Origin of the sequence: Natronoarchaeum mannanilyticum (assembly GCF_039522665.1) — an archaeon.
GTDB classification, from domain to species: Archaea; Halobacteriota; Halobacteria; order Halobacteriales; family Natronoarchaeaceae; genus Natronoarchaeum; species Natronoarchaeum mannanilyticum.
Genome location: NZ_BAAADV010000003.1, coordinates 258,354 through 276,506 on the forward strand (window position 1 = coordinate 258,354; position 18,153 = coordinate 276,506).

Annotated in this window: 17 protein-coding genes and 1 tRNA gene; 10 read left to right on the plus strand and 8 right to left on the minus strand. The window is 69.0% G+C overall.

Annotated features, from left to right (window positions below; genetic code table 11):
* The first annotated feature begins 60 nt into the window (after positions 1–60).
* The gene (locus tag ABDZ81_RS09820) at positions 61–480 is read left to right on the plus strand and encodes a universal stress protein (protein ID WP_343773789.1); all 420 of its coding nucleotides are present in this window, start codon (positions 61–63) and stop codon (positions 478–480) included.
* Between the two features lie 13 nt (positions 481–493).
* Here the strand turns inward: ABDZ81_RS09820 and ABDZ81_RS09825 are convergent, their stop codons facing one another.
* Both ABDZ81_RS09825 and ABDZ81_RS09830 read right to left on the minus strand, forming a co-directional pair.
* Positions 494–1,672, minus strand: coding sequence for a DUF8167 domain-containing protein (locus ABDZ81_RS09825; protein ID WP_343773790.1), 1,179 nt, complete (start codon positions 1,670–1,672; stop codon positions 494–496).
* A 70-nt stretch (positions 1,673–1,742) separates the two neighbouring features.
* On the minus strand, positions 1,743–2,984 hold the full coding sequence (locus ABDZ81_RS09830) for a DUF8167 domain-containing protein (RefSeq protein ID WP_343773791.1): 1,242 nt from the start codon (positions 2,982–2,984) through the stop codon (positions 1,743–1,745).
* A 128-nt stretch (positions 2,985–3,112) separates the two neighbouring features.
* On the opposite strand from ABDZ81_RS09830, the gene ABDZ81_RS09835 reads away from it, so the two are divergent.
* Positions 3,113–4,267, plus strand: a complete 1,155-nt coding sequence (locus tag ABDZ81_RS09835; protein ID WP_343773792.1) for an NAD-binding protein — start codon at positions 3,113–3,115, stop codon at positions 4,265–4,267.
* A 56-nt stretch (positions 4,268–4,323) separates the two neighbouring features.
* On the opposite strand, the gene ABDZ81_RS09840 is transcribed toward ABDZ81_RS09835, so the two are convergent.
* Positions 4,324–5,340: an AI-2E family transporter gene (locus ABDZ81_RS09840; protein ID WP_343773793.1), complete on the minus strand. Its 1,017-nt coding sequence runs from the start codon at positions 5,338–5,340 to the stop codon at positions 4,324–4,326.
* A gap of 348 nt (positions 5,341–5,688) precedes the next feature.
* On the opposite strand from ABDZ81_RS09840, the gene ABDZ81_RS09845 reads away from it, so the two are divergent.
* From ABDZ81_RS09845 to ABDZ81_RS09855, 3 genes are all read left to right on the plus strand, one after another.
* Complete coding sequence (locus ABDZ81_RS09845; protein ID WP_343773794.1) at positions 5,689–5,970, plus strand: HalOD1 output domain-containing protein; 282 nt, start codon at positions 5,689–5,691, stop codon at positions 5,968–5,970.
* Between the two features lie 104 nt (positions 5,971–6,074).
* A complete protein-coding gene (locus ABDZ81_RS09850; RefSeq protein ID WP_343773795.1) occupies positions 6,075–7,019 on the plus strand; it encodes a DUF7260 family protein in 945 nt (314 codons plus the stop codon).
* Positions 7,020–7,073: 54 nt separating this feature from the next.
* Positions 7,074–8,249 carry an MFS transporter gene (locus ABDZ81_RS09855; RefSeq protein WP_343773796.1) on the plus strand — a complete coding sequence of 392 codons (1,176 nt, stop codon included), beginning with the start codon at positions 7,074–7,076 and terminating at the stop codon, positions 8,247–8,249.
* Positions 8,250–8,315: 66 nt separating this feature from the next.
* Here the strand turns inward: ABDZ81_RS09855 and ABDZ81_RS09860 are convergent, their stop codons facing one another.
* Positions 8,316–9,440, minus strand: coding sequence for a permease (locus ABDZ81_RS09860; protein ID WP_343773797.1), 1,125 nt, complete (start codon positions 9,438–9,440; stop codon positions 8,316–8,318).
* Positions 9,441–9,668: 228 nt separating this feature from the next.
* On the opposite strand from ABDZ81_RS09860, the gene ABDZ81_RS09865 reads away from it, so the two are divergent.
* Complete coding sequence (locus ABDZ81_RS09865) at positions 9,669–10,028, plus strand: four-helix bundle copper-binding protein (RefSeq protein ID WP_343773798.1); 360 nt, start codon at positions 9,669–9,671, stop codon at positions 10,026–10,028.
* A 28-nt stretch (positions 10,029–10,056) separates the two neighbouring features.
* Here the strand turns inward: ABDZ81_RS09865 and ABDZ81_RS09870 are convergent, their stop codons facing one another.
* The 3 genes from ABDZ81_RS09870 to ABDZ81_RS09880 form a co-directional block, all read right to left on the minus strand.
* On the minus strand, positions 10,057–11,037 hold the full coding sequence (locus ABDZ81_RS09870) for a DUF7972 family membrane protein (RefSeq protein WP_343773799.1): 981 nt from the start codon (positions 11,035–11,037) through the stop codon (positions 10,057–10,059).
* A 101-nt stretch (positions 11,038–11,138) separates the two neighbouring features.
* Positions 11,139–12,116, minus strand: a complete 978-nt coding sequence (locus ABDZ81_RS09875) for an aldo/keto reductase (protein ID WP_343773800.1) — start codon at positions 12,114–12,116, stop codon at positions 11,139–11,141.
* Positions 12,117–12,223: 107 nt separating this feature from the next.
* Complete coding sequence (locus tag ABDZ81_RS09880) at positions 12,224–13,309, minus strand: Gfo/Idh/MocA family protein (protein ID WP_343773801.1); 1,086 nt, start codon at positions 13,307–13,309, stop codon at positions 12,224–12,226.
* 259 nt (positions 13,310–13,568) lie between these two features.
* On the opposite strand from ABDZ81_RS09880, the gene ABDZ81_RS09885 reads away from it, so the two are divergent.
* The 4 genes from ABDZ81_RS09885 to ABDZ81_RS09900 all read left to right on the plus strand — a co-directional run bounded on the left by ABDZ81_RS09885 (position 13,569) and on the right by ABDZ81_RS09900 (position 17,731).
* On the plus strand, positions 13,569–14,741 hold the full coding sequence (locus ABDZ81_RS09885) for a YeeE/YedE family protein (protein WP_343773802.1): 1,173 nt from the start codon (positions 13,569–13,571) through the stop codon (positions 14,739–14,741).
* A gap of 41 nt (positions 14,742–14,782) precedes the next feature.
* Complete coding sequence (locus ABDZ81_RS09890; protein WP_343773803.1) at positions 14,783–15,076, plus strand: sulfurtransferase TusA family protein; 294 nt, start codon at positions 14,783–14,785, stop codon at positions 15,074–15,076.
* Positions 15,076–15,393 carry a rhodanese-like domain-containing protein gene (locus tag ABDZ81_RS09895; protein ID WP_343773804.1) on the plus strand — a complete coding sequence of 106 codons (318 nt, stop codon included), beginning with the start codon at positions 15,076–15,078 and terminating at the stop codon, positions 15,391–15,393. The genes ABDZ81_RS09890 and ABDZ81_RS09895 overlap by 1 nt, the downstream gene beginning before the upstream one ends.
* Before the next feature lie 238 nt (positions 15,394–15,631).
* Positions 15,632–17,731: a lamin tail domain-containing protein gene (locus ABDZ81_RS09900; protein ID WP_343773805.1), complete on the plus strand. Its 2,100-nt coding sequence runs from the start codon at positions 15,632–15,634 to the stop codon at positions 17,729–17,731.
* A 236-nt stretch (positions 17,732–17,967) separates the two neighbouring features.
* On the opposite strand, the gene ABDZ81_RS09905 is transcribed toward ABDZ81_RS09900, so the two are convergent.
* Positions 17,968–18,119 (minus strand) — tRNA-Met (locus ABDZ81_RS09905).
* Positions 18,120–18,153: the final 34 nt, after the last annotated feature.

The following is an 18,153-nucleotide window of genomic DNA, read 5'->3' on the forward strand; positions in this document are numbered from 1 at the left end:
CGAGCGGGCGCGTGCCGACCCGAGCGCACGTTTATCCTCGTCCGTGAGCTATCTCCTAGCATGATCGAGCAGGTTCTGGTCGCGATGGACGACTCCGAGATGGCCGAGCGCGCCCTGGAGTACGCGCTCGAGGTCCATCCCGACGCCGAGATCACCGTGCTGTACGTCGCCGGCGAACCGTCGCCGATGATGGGTCGGGCGCTGGAGATGGCGCTCGAAGACGACATCGAGGCGGTGGCCCGCGAGGAAGCCGAGTCGATCTTCGAGTCGGCCGGCGAGCTCGCCGCCGAGCGCGGCGTCGACCTCGACACCGACGTCGACGTCGGCAGTCCCGCGAAGTCGATCATCGAGCGGGCGGAGAATTTCGACGCCGTGGTCCTCGGCAGTCACGGGGGCGACCTCCGGTCGCGGCTGTTGATGGGGAACGTCGCGGAGCGGGTGACCCGCGCGGCGCCGGTGCCGGTGACGGTCGTCCGATAGAGGGATCGACCGCTCAGTCGGCGCGATCGACGGCGCCGTCGTCGGCCGCTCGGGCATCGTCGTCGGGCGCACGAGCGCCGATCCGGCGGAGCTGTTCGGGCCGACCGAGCGCGTAGACCCGATCGCCGGCCCGGAGCGCTCGGCCGGGGCGGGGCGTCCCTTCGAGCCCGTCCGGGCCGTCGACCGCGACGACCGTCGCGGGCACGTCGCCGACCAGCGTCCCGTCGAGGTCGCCGCCCTCCGACACCGTGACGACGCCGGCGACCTCGTCGGCCTCGCGGATGCCGGCCAGCAGCTCCCGGTCGGCCTGCGGTTCTCGCGGGAGCGTCACGAGCCGGTAGCGTCGGTCCTCGGCCAGCGCGTCGGCGTCGCGCTCGTCGACGACCAGCGTGACGACGTCGCCGACCGCCGCGCGCAGTTCGGCGGCGGCGACGCGCTCGGCGTCGCCCCCCGAAGTCCAGACCTCGACGGCGTCGCCCGGGCTGGCGCTGAATGCCGGGTCGGCCCGAACGGCGACGCCGACCGTCCCCGGCGGGAGCGTCCGCCCGAGGCCGGCCTGGCGGCGCCCGAGCGCGAGGTGGTCGACCGCGCCGTCCGCGGAGACGTCGACGTCGATGTAGCCGACGCCGTAGTCGTCTTCGAGACGGACGACGATGCGCTCGCGGAGTTCGGCGACGGTCAACCCCTGGGGGAACAGCAGCGTCGTGCCGGCGATGTCGGCCTTGCGATCGTCGTCGACCGGGTCGTACCCCTCGACGTCGTCGATCTCCTCGGGCAGCGTCACTCGGATCGCCCGACCGCGGCTGCGCACGAGCCGGGAGACGTCGCCGTCGAGCGAGCCCGAGACGCCCGCCGAGAGCGTCGCCGACTCGGTCGCGACCCGGTCGCCCGCGCGCCGCCCCAGGTCGGCCGCGATCCCGCCGACGACGAACGCGCCGACGGTGTACAGCGCGGTCGTCGGCTCGACCAGCGCGTCGCTGCCGCCGATGGCGCCGATCAGCGTCGCCGTCGTGTTGAGCCACAGCGCGACGCTGCTCAGCCCCAGAAGCACCGCCGGGCCCTCGGGGATCGGTGTCCGGCCGTACCAGCGGTACGCCACCGCGGCCGAGAAGGCGACGCCGCCGGACAGCGTCGCCAGCCCGGCGATCCGCGTCGCGGCGACGAACCCGGCCTCGACGACGGGCGCTACCATCGCGCCGTCACCCCCGGTCGCGCAGGCGCGTCCGGACGACGGCGGGCGGCGCCGACGACGGGGCGCTCGCTCACGCCATCACCTCCCGGAACCGCGCGACGGCCTCGGGCGGGCCGGCGACGAACAGCTCGTCTTCCGCGTCGAGCGCGGCGTCCGCGTCGAGCGAGAACGTCCAGCGGTCGCCGCCCTCCTCGATCGACGACCGGCGGACGCCCAGCACGGTGACGCCGTGGTTCTCCCGGATCGCCCGCGGATCGAGGGGGCCGTCCGCGAGCGGCCCGTCGGCGCGGACGCCGATCGACTCGACGAACTTGCCGGTGCGCCGCAGCACCGAGAGCAACTCGAACTCAGCGGGCGCGTCGTGCGGTCGCACCACCACGCGGCTCCGGTCGACCCGCAGGAGCCGCTCGGCGTCGCCCGCGGGGACCGCGACGGTGAGTCGTCCCTCGCCGCCGGTCGTCGTCGGCGCCGCCGGCCGGACCGCCGCGGGTTCCTCCCCGCCGTCGGCGACGGGCTCGTTCTCGGGCGCGACGGCGGCCGACTCGTCTGGCGTCGAGCGGGCGCTGAGGACGGTCCCCTCGACGGGATCCTCGTCCGCACCGGCGTCCACGACCACGCGCTCGCCGCGGGTGACGCCCGTCGGCACGAGCGCGGCGACCGAGACGGCCCGTTTGCCGGGCGGGACGCGCCGCGAGAGGCCGCCTGAGGGCGGCGCGGCGTCGATCGTCGCTCGACCGTGAGCGTCGATGCCGACGTCGACCGCCGCCAGATCGTACTCGGTGCGCAGGCGGCGAGCGAGGCGGGACTCCAGTTCGGCCAGCGGCAGGTCGGCGGGGAACCGCCAGCTCCCCTCCAGCAGCTCCTCGCGCAGGTCGCCCGGCAGCGGCGGGTAGCCGTCGACGTCGCCGATCTCGCCGGTCGGCCGGACGGTCACCTGGCCGATGCCGCCGACGAAGTCGACGACGTCCGCCGAGAGCGTCTGCTTCCGGAGTTTGGCGATCGAGAACCGCCGCGGGAACGACGCGCCCAGCTTGTCGCCCTGGCTGTGGGCGTACAGCGACAGCATCATCACGACCAGCGCGGCGACCAGCAGCCGCGGCGACTGCGAGATCGCGGGGTCGACCAGCCCGAGCAGGCCGCCGTTGATCCCCGCGACCGCCACCGCGAGCACGACCACAGCAAGCGCGGGGACCGAGACGCCGGTGACGTAGCGAAACAGAAAGCCCAGCGACCCCGAGATCAGCGCCGGGACGATCCCCGTCAGCAGGCCGACGTACAGCCCGAACAGCAGTTCGACCGGAAGCGATGCCATTGGGGAGCGAGTGGGAGCGCTGACGGAAAGCAGTACCGGAGCGCGGGGCGGGGTCGACACTGGCACCCTCGCTCAGCGGACGCCTACGACCGACGGCCGTTTATATTCGGGTATCCACAGAGGCTGATATGGTGCGCGGACGACGACTGGTCGGGGTCCACGCCGCGGTGACGCTGACGACGCTGGTGGCCGTGCTGTCGGTGCTCACCGGCATCGCGAACATCGGCGTCACGACGGTCGGGCCGCTCGACCCCTACGTCCCGGAGTACGCCCAGCGACTCGCCGGGTTCACGGGGACGCTGACGGGCTTTCTGATGCTGGCGGCGGTGTCGGGACTCCGCCGGGGACTCCGGGCGGCGTGGTACGTGGTGCTGGTGTTGCTTCCCATCACGGCTGCCCAGGGCGTCCTGCAGGCCAGCCAGGTGTCGTTCCCGCTGATCGTGCTGTCGCTGCTCTCGATCCCCGTGGTCGCGCTCAACCGCGGGCGCTTTTCGAGCCCGATCGGGCTGACGACGACCCAGATGGCCGCTGCGATCGCGCTGACGGGCGTCCAGGCGTACGGCACCGTCGGCGCGTACATCCTGCGCGAGGAGTTCAACGGCGTCAACACGATGCTCGACGCGTTCTACTTCACGATCGTCACGGCGACCACGGTGGGCTACGGCGACGTCGCCCCGACCACCCAGGAGGCGCGGCTGTTCGGGATGAGCGTCGTCGTGTTCGGCGCGGCCAGTTTCGCGGTCGCGCTCGGTTCCCTGCTCGGGCCGGCGATCGAGGCGCGCCTCAGCCACGCACTCGGAAAGATGACAGACTCACAGCTCGAACTCCTGGAGGACCACGTCCTCGTACTGGGGTACGGCGAACTGACCGAACCGATCCTCACGGAACTGCACGACGCCGGCCGCGACTTCGTGGTCGTCACGGACGATCAGACCCACGCCGCCGAGCTTTCGGATCGCGGCTACAACGTGTTCACGGGCGATCCCAGCGACGAGGAGCCGATGCACCGCGTCCGGATCGAGGACGCCCGCGCGGTGCTCGTCGCGACCGAGAACGACGCCGAGGACGCCCTGACGATCCTGACGGCGCGCGAGCTTCGCCCCGACGTGCGGATCGTCGCCGCGGCGACCGATCGCGAGAACATCCGGAAGCTCCGACGAGCGGGCGCCGACGACGTGATCAGTCCCGCCAGCATCGGCGGGCGGCTGCTCGTGAAGTCGGCGTTCGAGGAGACAGAGGAGCGCGACACCGACGAAGTGCTGGACGAGCTCGCCGGAGAGTAGCCGGCCGCGAGGCCCGCTGCCGACGCCGGACCGCTCGCGTCCATCGGGATCGCCGCTCAGGGCGGGACGCCCTCGTTCATCCGATCGTAGTAGTCGTCGAACACGACCAGGACCGCCTTCAGGATCCCCAGCACGATCGGCCCGACGAACAGCCCGATGAAGCCGAACACCGACAGCCCGCCGATGACGCCGAGGATGATCACGGCGGGGCTGACGTCGGCCCGGCGGTTGACCACGATCGGCCGGAGGAAGTCGTCGGTGACGCCGACGACGATCGTGCCGAAGATCGCCAGCGCGACGGCGGCGACGACGTCGCCGGTCGCCGCGAGCCACAGCGCCGCGGGCCCCCAGACCATGAACGCGCCGATGACGGGCAACAGCGCGAGCACGACCATCACGGCCGTCCAGAAGGCGGCGCTGGGGACGCCGGCGACGAACAGCCCGATCCCTGCGACGACGCCCTGGACGATCGCGATGAACACGTGTCCGGCCAGCACCGCCCACGTAACGGCGCCGACCTCGGCGTACAGGTCGTCCTGAACGCGCTGGGGCAGCGGCGTGATGTCCCGTAGCCAGACGACCAGCCTGTCGCCGTCCTTGAGCAGGTAGTACAGGAGGAACACCGTCAGCCCGAGCCCGACGAGGACGTGGGCCAGTAGCCCGAACACGTTACCCGCGGCGTCGACGAGCGCGCCGCCGATCTGCTCGCCCGAACCGCCCAGGCTCGACGCCAGGTCGACCCGCACGCCGGTCCACTCCGCGATCGCCGCCTCGATCGTCGCGAACTCGATCCCGCCGGTCTGGAGCGCCTCGGCGTACGCGACGGCGTCCGCCGCGATCACGCGGAGGACCACGACGAAGGGCAGCAGCGCCGCCAGCGTCACGAGCGCGAGCAGCGACGCCGCCGACGCCGTGCCGCCGACGCGGTCCGCGAGGCGGCTGTGGAGCGGGTAGAGCACGTACGCGAGCAACAGCGCCAGCAACACGTACTGGAGGTACGGCAGCACGATCAGCAGCGAGACGACGCCGACGACGGCGATGAGCGCGAGCAGGAACCCGCGACTGACGTTCATGCGTCCTACTCGACGGATCGAATGTTAAACGGCGGTCCCCACCGACCCGTTCGACAGACGGCGAGGCACAGCAGTAGAGTTGTGTTAACAACCATTATAGTGTGAACGAGCCGCACGATCCGTTCCGCTTCGAGAACGACTGAAAATCCCGAAATCAGCATTCGGCCGCTTCTGGATCAGTGCAGTCGTCGCAACACTCGGAGATATCACTTCGTAACAACCCGAGCAGAGTTTGACTACTACTATACCGACTAATCCGTAACCCGAGTGTAGAGTGTAGTAGCCGGCCGTTCGGGGGCACTGGCGCCGGCACCGTGAACGAATGCGGCACACGCCGCGATTTCTAGTATGACGGGGAAGACACACAACGGACGGGACGCACAGCGAACGATCGAACGAGAGTGGGACGACGAGACGCCGCCGTCGGCAGCGTTGGTACGGGCGATCGCGGACGCTCGCGACGTCGAACCGACCGACCTGCCGCCGCTGTACGACGCGGTCGACGCCGACGCGATGGACGCGCTGGTCGGCGAGCGGGACGTGACGATGACCGTCGAGTATCACGGCTTTCTGGCGACGATCCACGGCGACGGTCGGCTGGAACTGGTCGACTGCGAAGAGGGGGCGTAGTCCCGACGAGTCGGCACTGCGCGGCCGGCAGCTGCCCGACCGGATACGCAGACGCCGCGATCGGCGCAACGATTATGAACGGCGGCATCGTGCTATAATTTGGCATGGGCTCTGCACTGGCGACGAGCGGCGGCGTGTACCGGCTTGGGGAGCCGGAGTTTCAACAGGGGTGTTCGTCAGCCGGCTGTGCGGCCGCCGATCTACTCTCATCGCAGGCGGTACTCGTAGCGGCCGTGTCGGTGACGTTTCTCGCCGTACTGGCGCTTACGTTCCTGCACTCGGCGCACGAGGAGTGCGACGAGGAGCAGTCGCGCGTCGCGGCCGAACTGTCGGCGTTCGAGCGCTTCGAGCGGCGGATCCGCGGACTGTCCGCGGGGACCGGACAGACGGGCGCGGCGGGCACGACGGGCGCGGCGCGCACCGGCGGGACGACGTTGGCTCACGCCGACGCCGCCGACGCGCAGCCGCAACTCCGGGCGGTCAGACGCGCCTACGAGGAAACCGTGATGGCCGTTCCCCACTACGACGACGACTACGGCGAACCGTTCGAGAAGCACGTGCGCGCGGAGTTCGGCGACGACGTCGCCGCGGCGATCGACGGCGGATCGGGGCTGACGCCGCCGATCAAGCAGGCGTTACTCCAGAGCGCCGCGGCGTCGCGGGAGGAGCGAACGGCGTTCCTGCGGACGCTGTCGACCGAGGACGACTCGCTGGCGGCGGCGGCCGACGATCTCGCGGCGATCGAACGCCGCATCGGTCGGTTCGAGAGCCAGCGCCGCCTCCAGCAGTCGTTCCCCGAGCTGACCGAGACCTGGGAGGAGCTCGGCGAGCTCGAGGGCGAGTGCCAGTCGATCCTCGAACGACGACAGGAGCAGATCCAGCGCGGGGGCAGCGGCGCGAACTGGCGCGACGACGGCCACAGCCTCTGTGCGTACCTCTACGAGCCGCTGCCGGTCGAGTACCCGGCGCTCGCGGACGGCGCGCTCCTGCTGGACCGCATCCGGACGACCAGACGCCGCGTCGCGGACGCGCTGACCCGTCGGGTCTGACGACCTTCCGGCATCCAATCATCTTTACTGCGCGAGCGCGGACCCCAGTAGCGGATGGAATCGCGCCGGGCCTGGACGGTCACGATCTTCCTGTTCGTCGTCGGCGACGCCGTCGCCACGCAGACGCGGGGGCCGTTGCTCCGGAGCTTCCAGTCCACGTTCGGCGTCTCCGAGGCGCTGCTCGGCCTCGTCGCGCCGGCTGGGACGCTCGGATTCGTGATCGCGATCCTCGGCGTCGGCTTCGTCACCGGCCGGATCGATCTCCGGCGGACGCTGGTGGTCGCCGTCGCCGCGACGACCGTGGCGCTGCTGGCGATGAGCGTCGCGCCGATCTACGCGCTGTTTCTGGTGGCGCTCGTCGGCCAGGGCGCCGCGGCGGGGGCGTTCCGCGGCGGCGATCGGCCGATCCTCAGTCACCTGTATCCCGCCCGGCGCGGCCGGATCTTTAGCCTCTACGCGCTGGCGTGGGCCGTCGGCGCCGTCGCCGGCCCGCTGGTGGTCACGGGCGTTCTCGCGGTCGCGGACTGGCGCCTGACCTACGCCCTGCTGGGGCTGTGGTTCCTCCCGCTGGCGGTCGCTCTGTGGCGGCTCGACCTCCCGACGAGTTCGAGCAACGAGCGGACGCTCTCGCTCGCCGAACTCCGGCGCCTGCTCGGTCGCCCGGCGGTCCTGGGGTCGACGACCGCGATGACGCTGATCGGCGGGATCGAGGGGATCGTGTTCACCTGGCTGCCGTACTACGCCTCGACGCTGCTCGCGCGGGATCTCGCGAGCGCCCTGCTGTCGGTGTACCTGCTGGCGTACATCCCCGGGCGCGCGCTGAACACGTGGCTCATCGATCGGGTGCGGTATCTCCCGCTGGCGCTCGTGCTCGCCGGGCTGTCGATCCCCGCGCTCGTCGTCGCGTTCGGCGGCGTCTCCGGCGTCGGGCTGTTCGCGGTGGTGTTCGTCGCCGGCCTCTTTCTCTCGGGACTCTTTCCGACCGTCCTGTCCTACGGCGTCGACGCCGAGCCGGAGTACAGCGGCCCGATCAACGCGCTGACGACCGGCGGGACGTACCTCGGCATCGCGCTGGCGCCGCCGGTCGTCGGCTGGATCGCCGAGCGGGCGGGCATTCGAATCGCGATGTATCTCACGGTCGCGCTGACGGTCCTGCTGCTCGCGGTGACGGCGGCGACGTGGGGCGTCGCCGGGCATCCGAAGGGGTCGTCGAACGGTGAGGGGACGTGAGCCCGCGGCGACGTGACAGCGGCGATCGCGACCGACGGCGTCGGGAGCCGAGTCCCGATAGCCGCGTCAACTCGCGTGCGCGACCGCCTCCCCGGCGGCGTCCTCGAAGAAGGTGACGTACACCTGCGCTGCGAACACGAACGTCAGCACGACGTTCAGCACGAGGGTGTACCCCTCGGGCGCGGTGCCGCCGACCTGCCCCTGGGAGGGGATCAGCCCGAGGCCCGCCCACGCGAAGTGGATCAGCACCCCCGAGAGCGCCGCCAGCGAGAAGATCGAACCGAACAGCACGGCCGCCATGCGCGCTCCGTAGAACTTCCGGTACATGTTGACGATGTGGGGGACGATCAGGTCCGCGAAGATGAACGCCATCACGCCGCCGAAGGGGATGCCGCCCTGCCAGAGCACCAGGGCGAAGGGGACGTTCGCGACCGAGCAGATGAACGTCGCGACGCCGACCGCGACGCCGATCACGCAGCCCAGCACGACCCACGCGAGCGTGCCCTCGGGCGCGATCGTGAACAGTTGCTGCCAGAACGACGACGGGACGAACGCCTTGATCAGCCCGGCGATCGCGAAGCCGGCGACGATGTCCGTCCAGAGCATACTCCACTCGTTGATCGCGTTGCGGAACGTCCGCCGCCAGCCCCGACTCGTCAGCAGTTTCTCGCGCCAGCCGTTGTTCTCGGCCCAGTCGTCGTCGCCGTGGTCGTGGCCGCCCTGGTCCATCGACCGAACGTGCTCGCGGGCGTCCGACCACCAGCCGTCCGGAACGAGATACTGGAACGTCGCCGCCAGCAGCAGGATCAGGACGACGCCGCCGACGAAGTCCGCGACGACGAACTGCCAGCCCAGCAGGATCCACATCACGAGCCCGATCTCGACGACGAGGTTCGTGCTGGCGAACTGGAACGACGCCAGCGAGGCCGCGGGCGAGGCCCCTTTCTCGAACAGCGACTTCGTCGTCGCCACGGCGCCGAAGGAGCAACTCGACGAGAGGAAGCCGAAAAACGTTCCGAGCCCGATCTCGCGGAGCCCGCTCTCGCCCAGCACGTCGCTCATCTCGCTCTGGCTGACGAACGCCTGTACCGCACCGGCGACGGTGAATCCGAGTACCAGCGCCCACCAGGTGTGCCAGGTCATGTCGCCGACGAACCGCGCCGCCTCGACGAGGTTACTGAGGACGCTCATGGATGCTCTCAGTCCACGTTAGTCGGCCCAGCCTTTCCGTAGTTTCGCCTAGCGGGTCCGGTCCAGTCGCGCCACCGTTCCGTCTGTTTCGGACAGATAACGTCCGGTCGAGCGCGAACCGCTAGACTGACCGCCCGATCGATCGAACGGTCCGTAACCGCTCGGCTGGGATTTCTATTCTCGATAACGAAAATCCACTAAAGCGGTGTCGTAGTACCGTAGCACGCGATGTCACTTGCAGACACTTCATCGGAGATCGACCACCTGAACGACACCGAGCGGGACTGCATCGAAAACTGCTTCGAGGCCGCAGAGACCTGCGAGTGGTGCGCCGACGAGTGCCTCGACGAGGACATGGACATGTCGAAGTGCATCCGGCTCTGCCGGGACGTCGCCGACCTCGCGACCATGCACGCGCGATTCATGGCACGCGAGTCCGGCTACACCGAGCAGCTCACGGAGGCCACCGCGGGCGCCGCCGAAGAGTGCGCCGAGGAGTGCGAGCGTCACGACCACCACCACTGTCAGGTCTGTGCCGACGTGCTGCGCGAGTGTGCCGAGAGCTGTCGGTCGATGATGGGCGCCTGAGGTCCGAACCGCGCTTCGCAGCTATTTTTCAGGGCCGGTAGTCGGCGTCCGGCGAGAAGGGCGCGATCGTCGCGGTCTGCTGGGCGACCCAGGCGAGCCGCAGGACGAACGCGAACAGGATCGCGAGCGGCGCGAACCCCAGCGTCACGGTCACGACGATGACGAGCGCGTACAGCTCCGAGGGCACCGATCCGACGTGGCCCGCGTTGTACGCGAGCAAAGAAAGGACGCCCGAGACGATCGCCGGGACGCCGACGTACAGCAGCACCCGGGAGAGATAGGCGAGCTCCTTCTGGACGTAGATCGTCTTGAAGTAGTCCCGCGCGACGTCGATCTGGAACAGCGCGTCCTCGAGCCGGTCCAGCGACTCGCGCTGCTCGTCGGACAGCGCCTCGCCGGCGTTCGCCCGCAGCGCCGCGATCTCGTTGAGCTGCTCGGCGTGGTTCGTCGAGATCGTCGCGCCGACGACGCCGAAGATCGGGACGTCGTCGCCGTCGAGCGCGCCGTTGACGGTGCGGACATCGCGGCGCAGCGAGTCGAGGACGCTCTCGAGCCGCTGTCGGCGCTCGCCGTCGAGTTCGTCCGTCGTCCCGGCGAGCGCGTCGACCGTCTCGCCGACGCTCTCGTGGAGGTGCCGGATGAACGCCGACGGCGACTTCGGCGTCACGCTCGCGTCCGTGGCCTCCTCGACCTCGGAGCGGTACTCCAGCGTCGCGTCGATCCGCTGGCTGAGCGTCCCCGGCGCGCCCAGCTCCCGCGAGAGGACGAGCTGGTTGATCGAGAGCACGACCGTCAGCAGCGTCAGGTTCCCGGTGATCAGCGAACTGTACACGAAGTTGATCGGGCTCCGCGGGCGGACGGCCGCGTAGCCGAACGTCCACAGGATCCCGAGCGTCGCGAGGGTCACGCACGCCACGACGCCGGCGGCGATCGCGAGGCGGTTCCCCTCCAGAAGCAGCCAGCGCGTCGCGCTCCGATCGCCCGTCGGCGCCGATCCCGAATCGCTCACGGGCGGTCGTACGACGCCCGACGGGAAAACGGGCGGTGGCGGCGTCGCGCCGAGAGCGACCCGCACCGGCCGTAACGAGGGCGGCGCCCGCCGAAGCGCCGCTACTCGTGGCCCGACACCCGGACCGGCTCGTACGGCTCTTCGAGGTACGCCATGTCGCTGCTCGACAGCGATATTTCGAGAGCCTCGACGGCGTCTTCGAGGTGCTCGACGCTCGTCGTCCCGACGATCGGCGCGTCGACCCACTCCTGGTGGAGCAGCCACGCCAGCGCGATCTGGGCCATCGTGACGCCCTTCTCGGCGGCGAGCTCGGCGACGCGCTCGTTGATCTCCGGGCCGCCGCCCTCGCGGTAAGGGTGCTCGTAGAGGTACTCCTCGGTCTCGCCGCGCGTCGTCGCGTCGATCTCCTCGTGCGGGCGGGTGAGGTACCCCCGGGCGAGCGGGCTCCAGGGAATCACGCCGACGCCCTCCTCCTCGCAGAGCGGCAGCATCTCGCGTTCCTCCTCGCGGTAGACGAGGTTGTAGTGGTTCTGCATCGTGACGAACCGCTCCAGCCCCTCGCGCTCGCTCTCGTAGAGCGCGCGGGCGAACTGGCGCGCCCACATCGAACTGGCCCCGACGTAGCGCGCGTCGCCTCGACGAACCGCGTCGTCGAGTGCCCGGAGCGTCTCCTCGATCGGCGTCTGCTCGTCCCAGCGGTGGATCTGGTAGAGGTCGACGGTGTCCACGCCGAGCCGGTCGAGACTGTTCTGCAGCTCCTGCTCGATCGCCTTCCGCGAGAGGCCGCCGGAGTTGGGGTTGTCGTCGTCCATCTGGAAGTACCCCTTCGTCGCGACGACCTGCGAATCCCGGTCGTAGTCGGAAAGCACGTCGCCGAGGACGCGCTCGGACTCGCCCTCCGAGTACATGTTCGCCGTGTCGAAGAAGTTGATCCCGAGGTCGATCGCGCGCTCGATGATCTCGCGGCTCTCCTCCTCGTCGAGGACCCACTCGCGCCAGTCGCTCGACCCGAAGCTCATGCAGCCCAGGCAGATGCGGCTGACCTCCATTCCGGTCGATCCGAGCGTGGTGTACTCCATAGCGGACGTTGGACGACCGGCGTCAAAAACGTCCGTCCGGCGGAACCTCCGGACCGCGTTTCGGCGTCGGTGCGAGCCGAAGCCGCGTCGGCGTCGATACGACGCCGCTACTCGTCGGCGACCGAGACGCAGGCGCCCGACTCCGCGGATCGGTAGATGGCGTCGATCACGCGCTGGACGGTCAGGGCCTCCTCGACCGTGTTGAGCGCCGGCGGTTCGCCGCTCCGGGACGCGTCGAGGAACTGCTTGGCAGAGCCCTCCCAGCCGGCGTGGTCGAGCGATCCGCCGGACATCGTCGACTCGACGAGGTGGTCGGTGCCCTGCTTGCCGGCGCCGAACACCGTCAGGTCGTCGCCGCCGAGATCGAGCCGAGCGCCCGCCTCGGTCCCGCGGGCGAGGACCTCCTGGGACTCGGGCTCGTTTGCGGCCCAGGAGACCTCCAGCGAGATCGTTCGGTCTCCTGCACAGCGGATCATCACCGTCGCGGAGTCCTCGACGTCGAAGACGGCCTCCTCGGTCGCGTCGTACCACTCGTCGGGATCGACGTAGTCGTCGCGGTCGCCGAACTGCGAGCGGGTGACCGCAAACACTTCCTCGACCTCCGGGTACTCCAGCAGGTACAGTGCGAAGTCGATCGCGTGGACGCCGATGTCGACAACGGCGCCGCCGCCCGACAGCGACTCGTCGGTGAACCACGAGCCGACGCCGGGGATGCCGCGGCTGCGCACGTAGTTCGCCCGCACGTGGTTCATGTCGCCGAACTTCCCCTCCGCCTGGTACTCCTTGAACATCTCGGTGGCGGGGGAGAAGCGGTTGTGGAAGTTCACCGCGCAGAACCCCTCGGAGTCGGCGGCGGCCGCGGCGATCCGCTCGGCGCTCTCCAGGGTGTGAGCCAGCGGCTTCTCGCAGAGCACGTCGTAATCCCGCTCCAGCGCGCCGACGGCGGCGGGTTCGTGGTACGCGTTCGGCGTCGCCACCGCGACGGCGTCGAGATCCTCCGCCTCGTACATCTCGTCGAAGTCCTCGTAGGTCGCCGCGCCGTACGTCCGGGCGAACTCCTCGCGCGTCTCGGAGACGAGGTCGGCGCCGGCCACTACGTCGTGGCCCAGTTCCTCGGCGTTCGTCGCGTGCGTCTGTCCCATGAAACCCAGCCCGACGACGCCGAGCCGGACGGGAGAAGTGTAGTCTGTCATCGGCGTGTACTCTGGCGGTGAGACTGAAATACCTAGGTGTATTCACATTCCGTCCGCGCGGACGCGCTCGGGTTTCCGGAGAGTCAGAGCAACCGGACGAAGTTGCCGTATTCTCGTGCGTCGTTCCGGACGTAGCGGCTAAATTTTGCCGCTGCGGCGCCCGTGATGGCCGATATCCTGCGTTCCGGGGATGTCCGATGCCGTTGCAAGGTTGGCAGTCGGTCTGCGAGTTAAGGGGCGGAGTCCCTTCGTACCGTTCGTGGCACCAACGTTGCTCGTCGCAGCGGTCGTCGGAATCGGCCTGGGGGTGTTCCTCCAGAAGGGCCGGTTCTGCTTCGTGAACGCCTTCCGGGACTTCTTCGCGTACAAGGACTCCCGCGTGACGAAGGGCGTTCTCGCGGCGACCCTTCTGACGATGATCTTCTGGGGCATCGCCTACCAACTGGGGTACTATCAAGGGTTCTGGACGCCCCGCTGGGGGCTGACCGGTCTGATCGGCGGGTTCGTCTTCGGCGTCGGGATGACCTACGCCGGCGGCTGCGCCAGCGGGACGCTGTACCGGGCCGGCGAGGGGTACCTGCAGTTCTGGCTGACGCTCCTGTTCATGGGCGTCGGCTACGTCGCGTTCACCCTCGCGTTCCCGACGCTGCAGAGCGCCTACTTCGCGCCGCTGACGTTCGGCGAGGGGGTCAGCCTGTTCGCCGTCTCGCCGGTGCCGGCGGGGCTGCTCGCCGTCGGCGTCGCGACGCTCGGACTGCTCGCGTACGCGACGCTGATCGGTCGGCAGGCGAGCGACGTCGACCCCGGCGAGCGAGCGACGACCGCCTCCGTCCGACCGACCGCGCTCCTCGCGCCGGTCGTCGGCCTGCGGAAGTTCACCCGCGGGACGGCCGCGTACGCCCGCGGCCTCGTTCGGGCGTGGCGGACCCCGCTCGCGTCGAGCAAGCGGCCCTGGGATCCCCGGACCGCGGCGCTGGGCATCACCGCCGTGGCCGTGCTCTGGTTCACGCAGGTATCGATCGTCGGCGTCACCGGGCCCGAGGCCCGCTGGACCGGCTACCTCCTCTCGCAGGTCGGCGTCGACGCCGGCGCCTACGAGTACTGGGGATCGATCCTCTTCCGGGGCGAGGGCGTGGGCGTCACCGTCGACATGGCGATGATCGCGTTCGTCATCGTCGGCGCGGCGCTCGCCGCGCTCTGGAGCGGCGACTTCTCGCTGCGGGTGCCCAAGCGCCGCCGGCTTCCCAACGCGGTCGTCGGCGGCACCCTCATGGGCGCCGGTTCGCGGCTCGCCCCCGGCTGCAACATCGGCAACATCTACTCCGGCATCGCGGAGCTGTCGGTCCACTCGTTCATCGCGGCGGCCGGCATCGTCGCCGGCGTGTACGTGATGACCCACTGGATCTACCGCGACGTCGGCTGCGCCATCTGAATCGCTCGCTAATCGATCACCGCGCAACCACGAACATCACAATGCCATCCATCGACGACGTCACGGACGCACCGGACGAACTGAGCGACGAACGAGCCGAACAGCTCCTGGAGGAGGCCGACCTCGTCCAGGACATGATGGGCGAGGTCTGCCCGTACCCGCAGGTCGAGGCGCAGAAGGGCCTCCAGAAGGTCGACGCCGGGGAGCTGCTCGTCCAGGAGACCGACCACGTCCCCTGCACCGAGAACGTCCCCCGGGCCGTCGGCGACGACGCCGAAGCGCGGGTCTGGCGCAGCGGCGACGGACTCTACCGCATCTACCTCCGGAAGCAATAATGGTCGAGGAAGTATCTCCCGCGGCGGTCCGCGAGCGCATCGAGCGCGACGAGGAGTTCGACCTCGTCGACGTCCGGGACGAGGACGCGTACGAAGACGGCCACCTCCCCGGCGCGGAAAGCGTCACCATCGAAGAACTCGAAGAGAGCGTCGTCGACCGCGACTGGGCGGACGACGTCGTGGTTTACTGCTACATCGGCGAGACGTCGATCCAGGCCGCCCGCCTCATCGAGGAGTACGGCGACGCCGACTCGGTCGCGAGCATGGACGGCGGCTACGAGGCCTGGGAGTCGATCGAGGCGTCAGCCGCCGACTGACGGCGTCGCGGAACGACTCGTTCTCGCGATCGGGACTTTTGTCGCCGTTCCCACGGTTCGCAAGTTCCCCGGCTGACGTTCGAGACGCGATAGGGATAGAACGGCACTTCGCCGACAGCCATCCGGACGCCGTCCGACGGTAAACGGGACTGTCCGGACGCCAACGTAGAAGTACCGCGTGGCGTCGCGCAGCCACCTCGTAAATTCGCGTTTCTACGCCCGCGTGGGACGGTGGCACATGCCTCGTACGGACTCCCGCACGGCGCGGCGCCTCGCGCTCCTGACGCTCGGCGTCGCGCTCGCGGTGATCGCATCGACGGCGGGCGCGGGAATCATTCCTGGATCGATACTCGCGCCCCACGACGGCGGCGATGGCGACTCGCTGCCCGACACCGACGACTACGACGATCCGCTCGTCGACTACGACGCGGTCGACTACGAACTCGCGCTGAACAGCACCGCCCAGGACGATCTAAACTACTCGCTGACGGTCCTCGGCGCGGTCGAACCCGTCGACGACGCCGCGAACGGGACCGTCGACTGCGCAGAGCAGGTCTGTCGCGTCGAAGGGACGCTCGGACCGGACGAGACGGCGACGTACCACGTCTCGGGATCGATCGTCGGCGTCCAGCCGAAGGACGGGTTGGTCGGACATATCAACGGAACGTTCGAGGGCGACGCGCTGGTCGGGACCGGAACGGGGGCGCTCTCGCCGAACGCGAGCGCGGACGAACCCGCAGAGACCGACGCCGGCGACGAAAGGAGCGATGACGCCGGACGAGACGTCCCGGCCGACACCACAGGCCCGGAAGATCCAGGCGATAACGGTGGAGAGGAGCCAGAAGACCCGCCAGAGACGCAAACCTACTCGTTCAACGTGACCGGGAGAAACGTCGTCGGCGACGATCCCGACGAGGAGTACGTCACGCTGAACAACACGGGAGAGTCCGCCGTCGAGATGACCGATTGGACCCTGCGGGACCGCGAGGACGGGGGCAGGGTCGGAACGAACCTCGATCCGTTCGTGTTCCCCGACGAGTTCACGCTCAACGCCGGCGAGGAGGTGACGATCTGGTCGGGCGAGGGAGAGAACGACGAGTCCGACCTGTACTGGAACACCGACGTCAACATCTGGAACCAGACCGGCGACACGATCATCCTGCGGACGGAAGACGGGGAAACCGTACTCAGACACAGCTACCCCGATCAGACCGTGCCGAACGGTAGTAACGGAACCGACCCCGTAGTCTCGAACGTCACCTACGAGGACTGTTCGACCGTCACGATCGAAGGCGAGGGTGAGTACGCCGTCGAGGTCAACACGGAGTTCTACGGCGCCGACGGCCTCACGTCGCAGAACTACGAGGACGAGGTGACGCTTCCGACGACTATCAACGTCTCGGGCATCGACGACGGCGCCGTCACGGACGTCGCGATCGAACAGACGACGGTTCTCGACGGCGATGGTGGCGTCGCCGCCGCACAGACTAACCCCGACTTCGACGGGTGTCGCGACGAAATCGACGCGCAGTACGAGGACTGGCAGGACGGACGTGACGGTAACGACAACGAGAGCGACGACGGAAACGGCGACAACGAGAGCGACGGCGGCGGAGCGACGGCCGACGACATCTCCATCTCGTACGAGGGCTGTTCGACCGTCTCGATCGACGTCGAGGGCGACGCGAGCGACGACGACTGGGAGATTTGGGAAGTGTCGACGCGGTTCTTCACCGAGAGCGGCCTCGACACGATGATTCTGGAGCCCGACGACGGCATACCGACGACGATCGACGCCAACGAGCGCGTCGACGGGGCGGTCACCGACGTCGAGATCGAGCACGTGATGGTGACCGGCGACGGCGGCGAGACGTTCGTCGAAGCGTCCCAGCCCGACGGGAGCTGCGGCGAGCAGATCAACCAGCAGTGGGAGGAGTATCAGGACGAGACCAGCGACGGGAGCGACCAAGAGGCGACTGACGGAGAGGAAGACGACGAGGACAACGAGAATGCGGATGCCGGCGAGCGCGGTGGCGAAGCGGACGCCGAGAACGACGAGGCGTCCGGCGACGGCGAGGAAACCGGCGACGAGAGCGACGATGCGGACGCTACCGAGGAAGAGGACGCCGACGAGGACGACGGGAGTGGCGACGGGGCAGACGAAAACGGCGAGCCGGCCGAGGACACCGGCGGAGAAGAGACTTCAAACGGCGCTGACGAAGATGACGCGGAAGCCGATGGCGAAGAAGCGGATTCAGCGGCGAGTTCGGACGAGGAGGCCGAAGACGAGTCTATAGAATCGGAGACGGAGGCGACGAACGGTAACGCGAGCGATTGAGAGCCCAATCGAACGCCGGGGAGGGCACCCAAACTTCGGACTCGGAACTCACTATCGTTCGCTCCTCCTGTAGAAATACAGTGCCCGGGGAGAGCTCGCGAACGACGGGAAGAGCAAGCTCTTCCATCATCTGCGCTCGCTGACGCTCGCGCAGATCCTACGGGTTCGTCGCCGTTTCGCGCTGCGATTTTCTCGGACTCGCCGCTCGACGGAGCGAGCGACAGCGTGAAAATCTATGCCCGGGGAGGGCTCCGAACCCTCGATCTCCGCATGTCCCAGGTTCGAGGCTCGGCAGTCCTCGTACGGACATGAGAGGCTTCCAAGGCGAGCCGCACCGAAGCTCAGAACCCTATGAGTGCGGCGCTATGTCCAGCTAAGCCACCCGGGCTCGACTCGGAGTTGTCCGGTGATTACCTTTAACC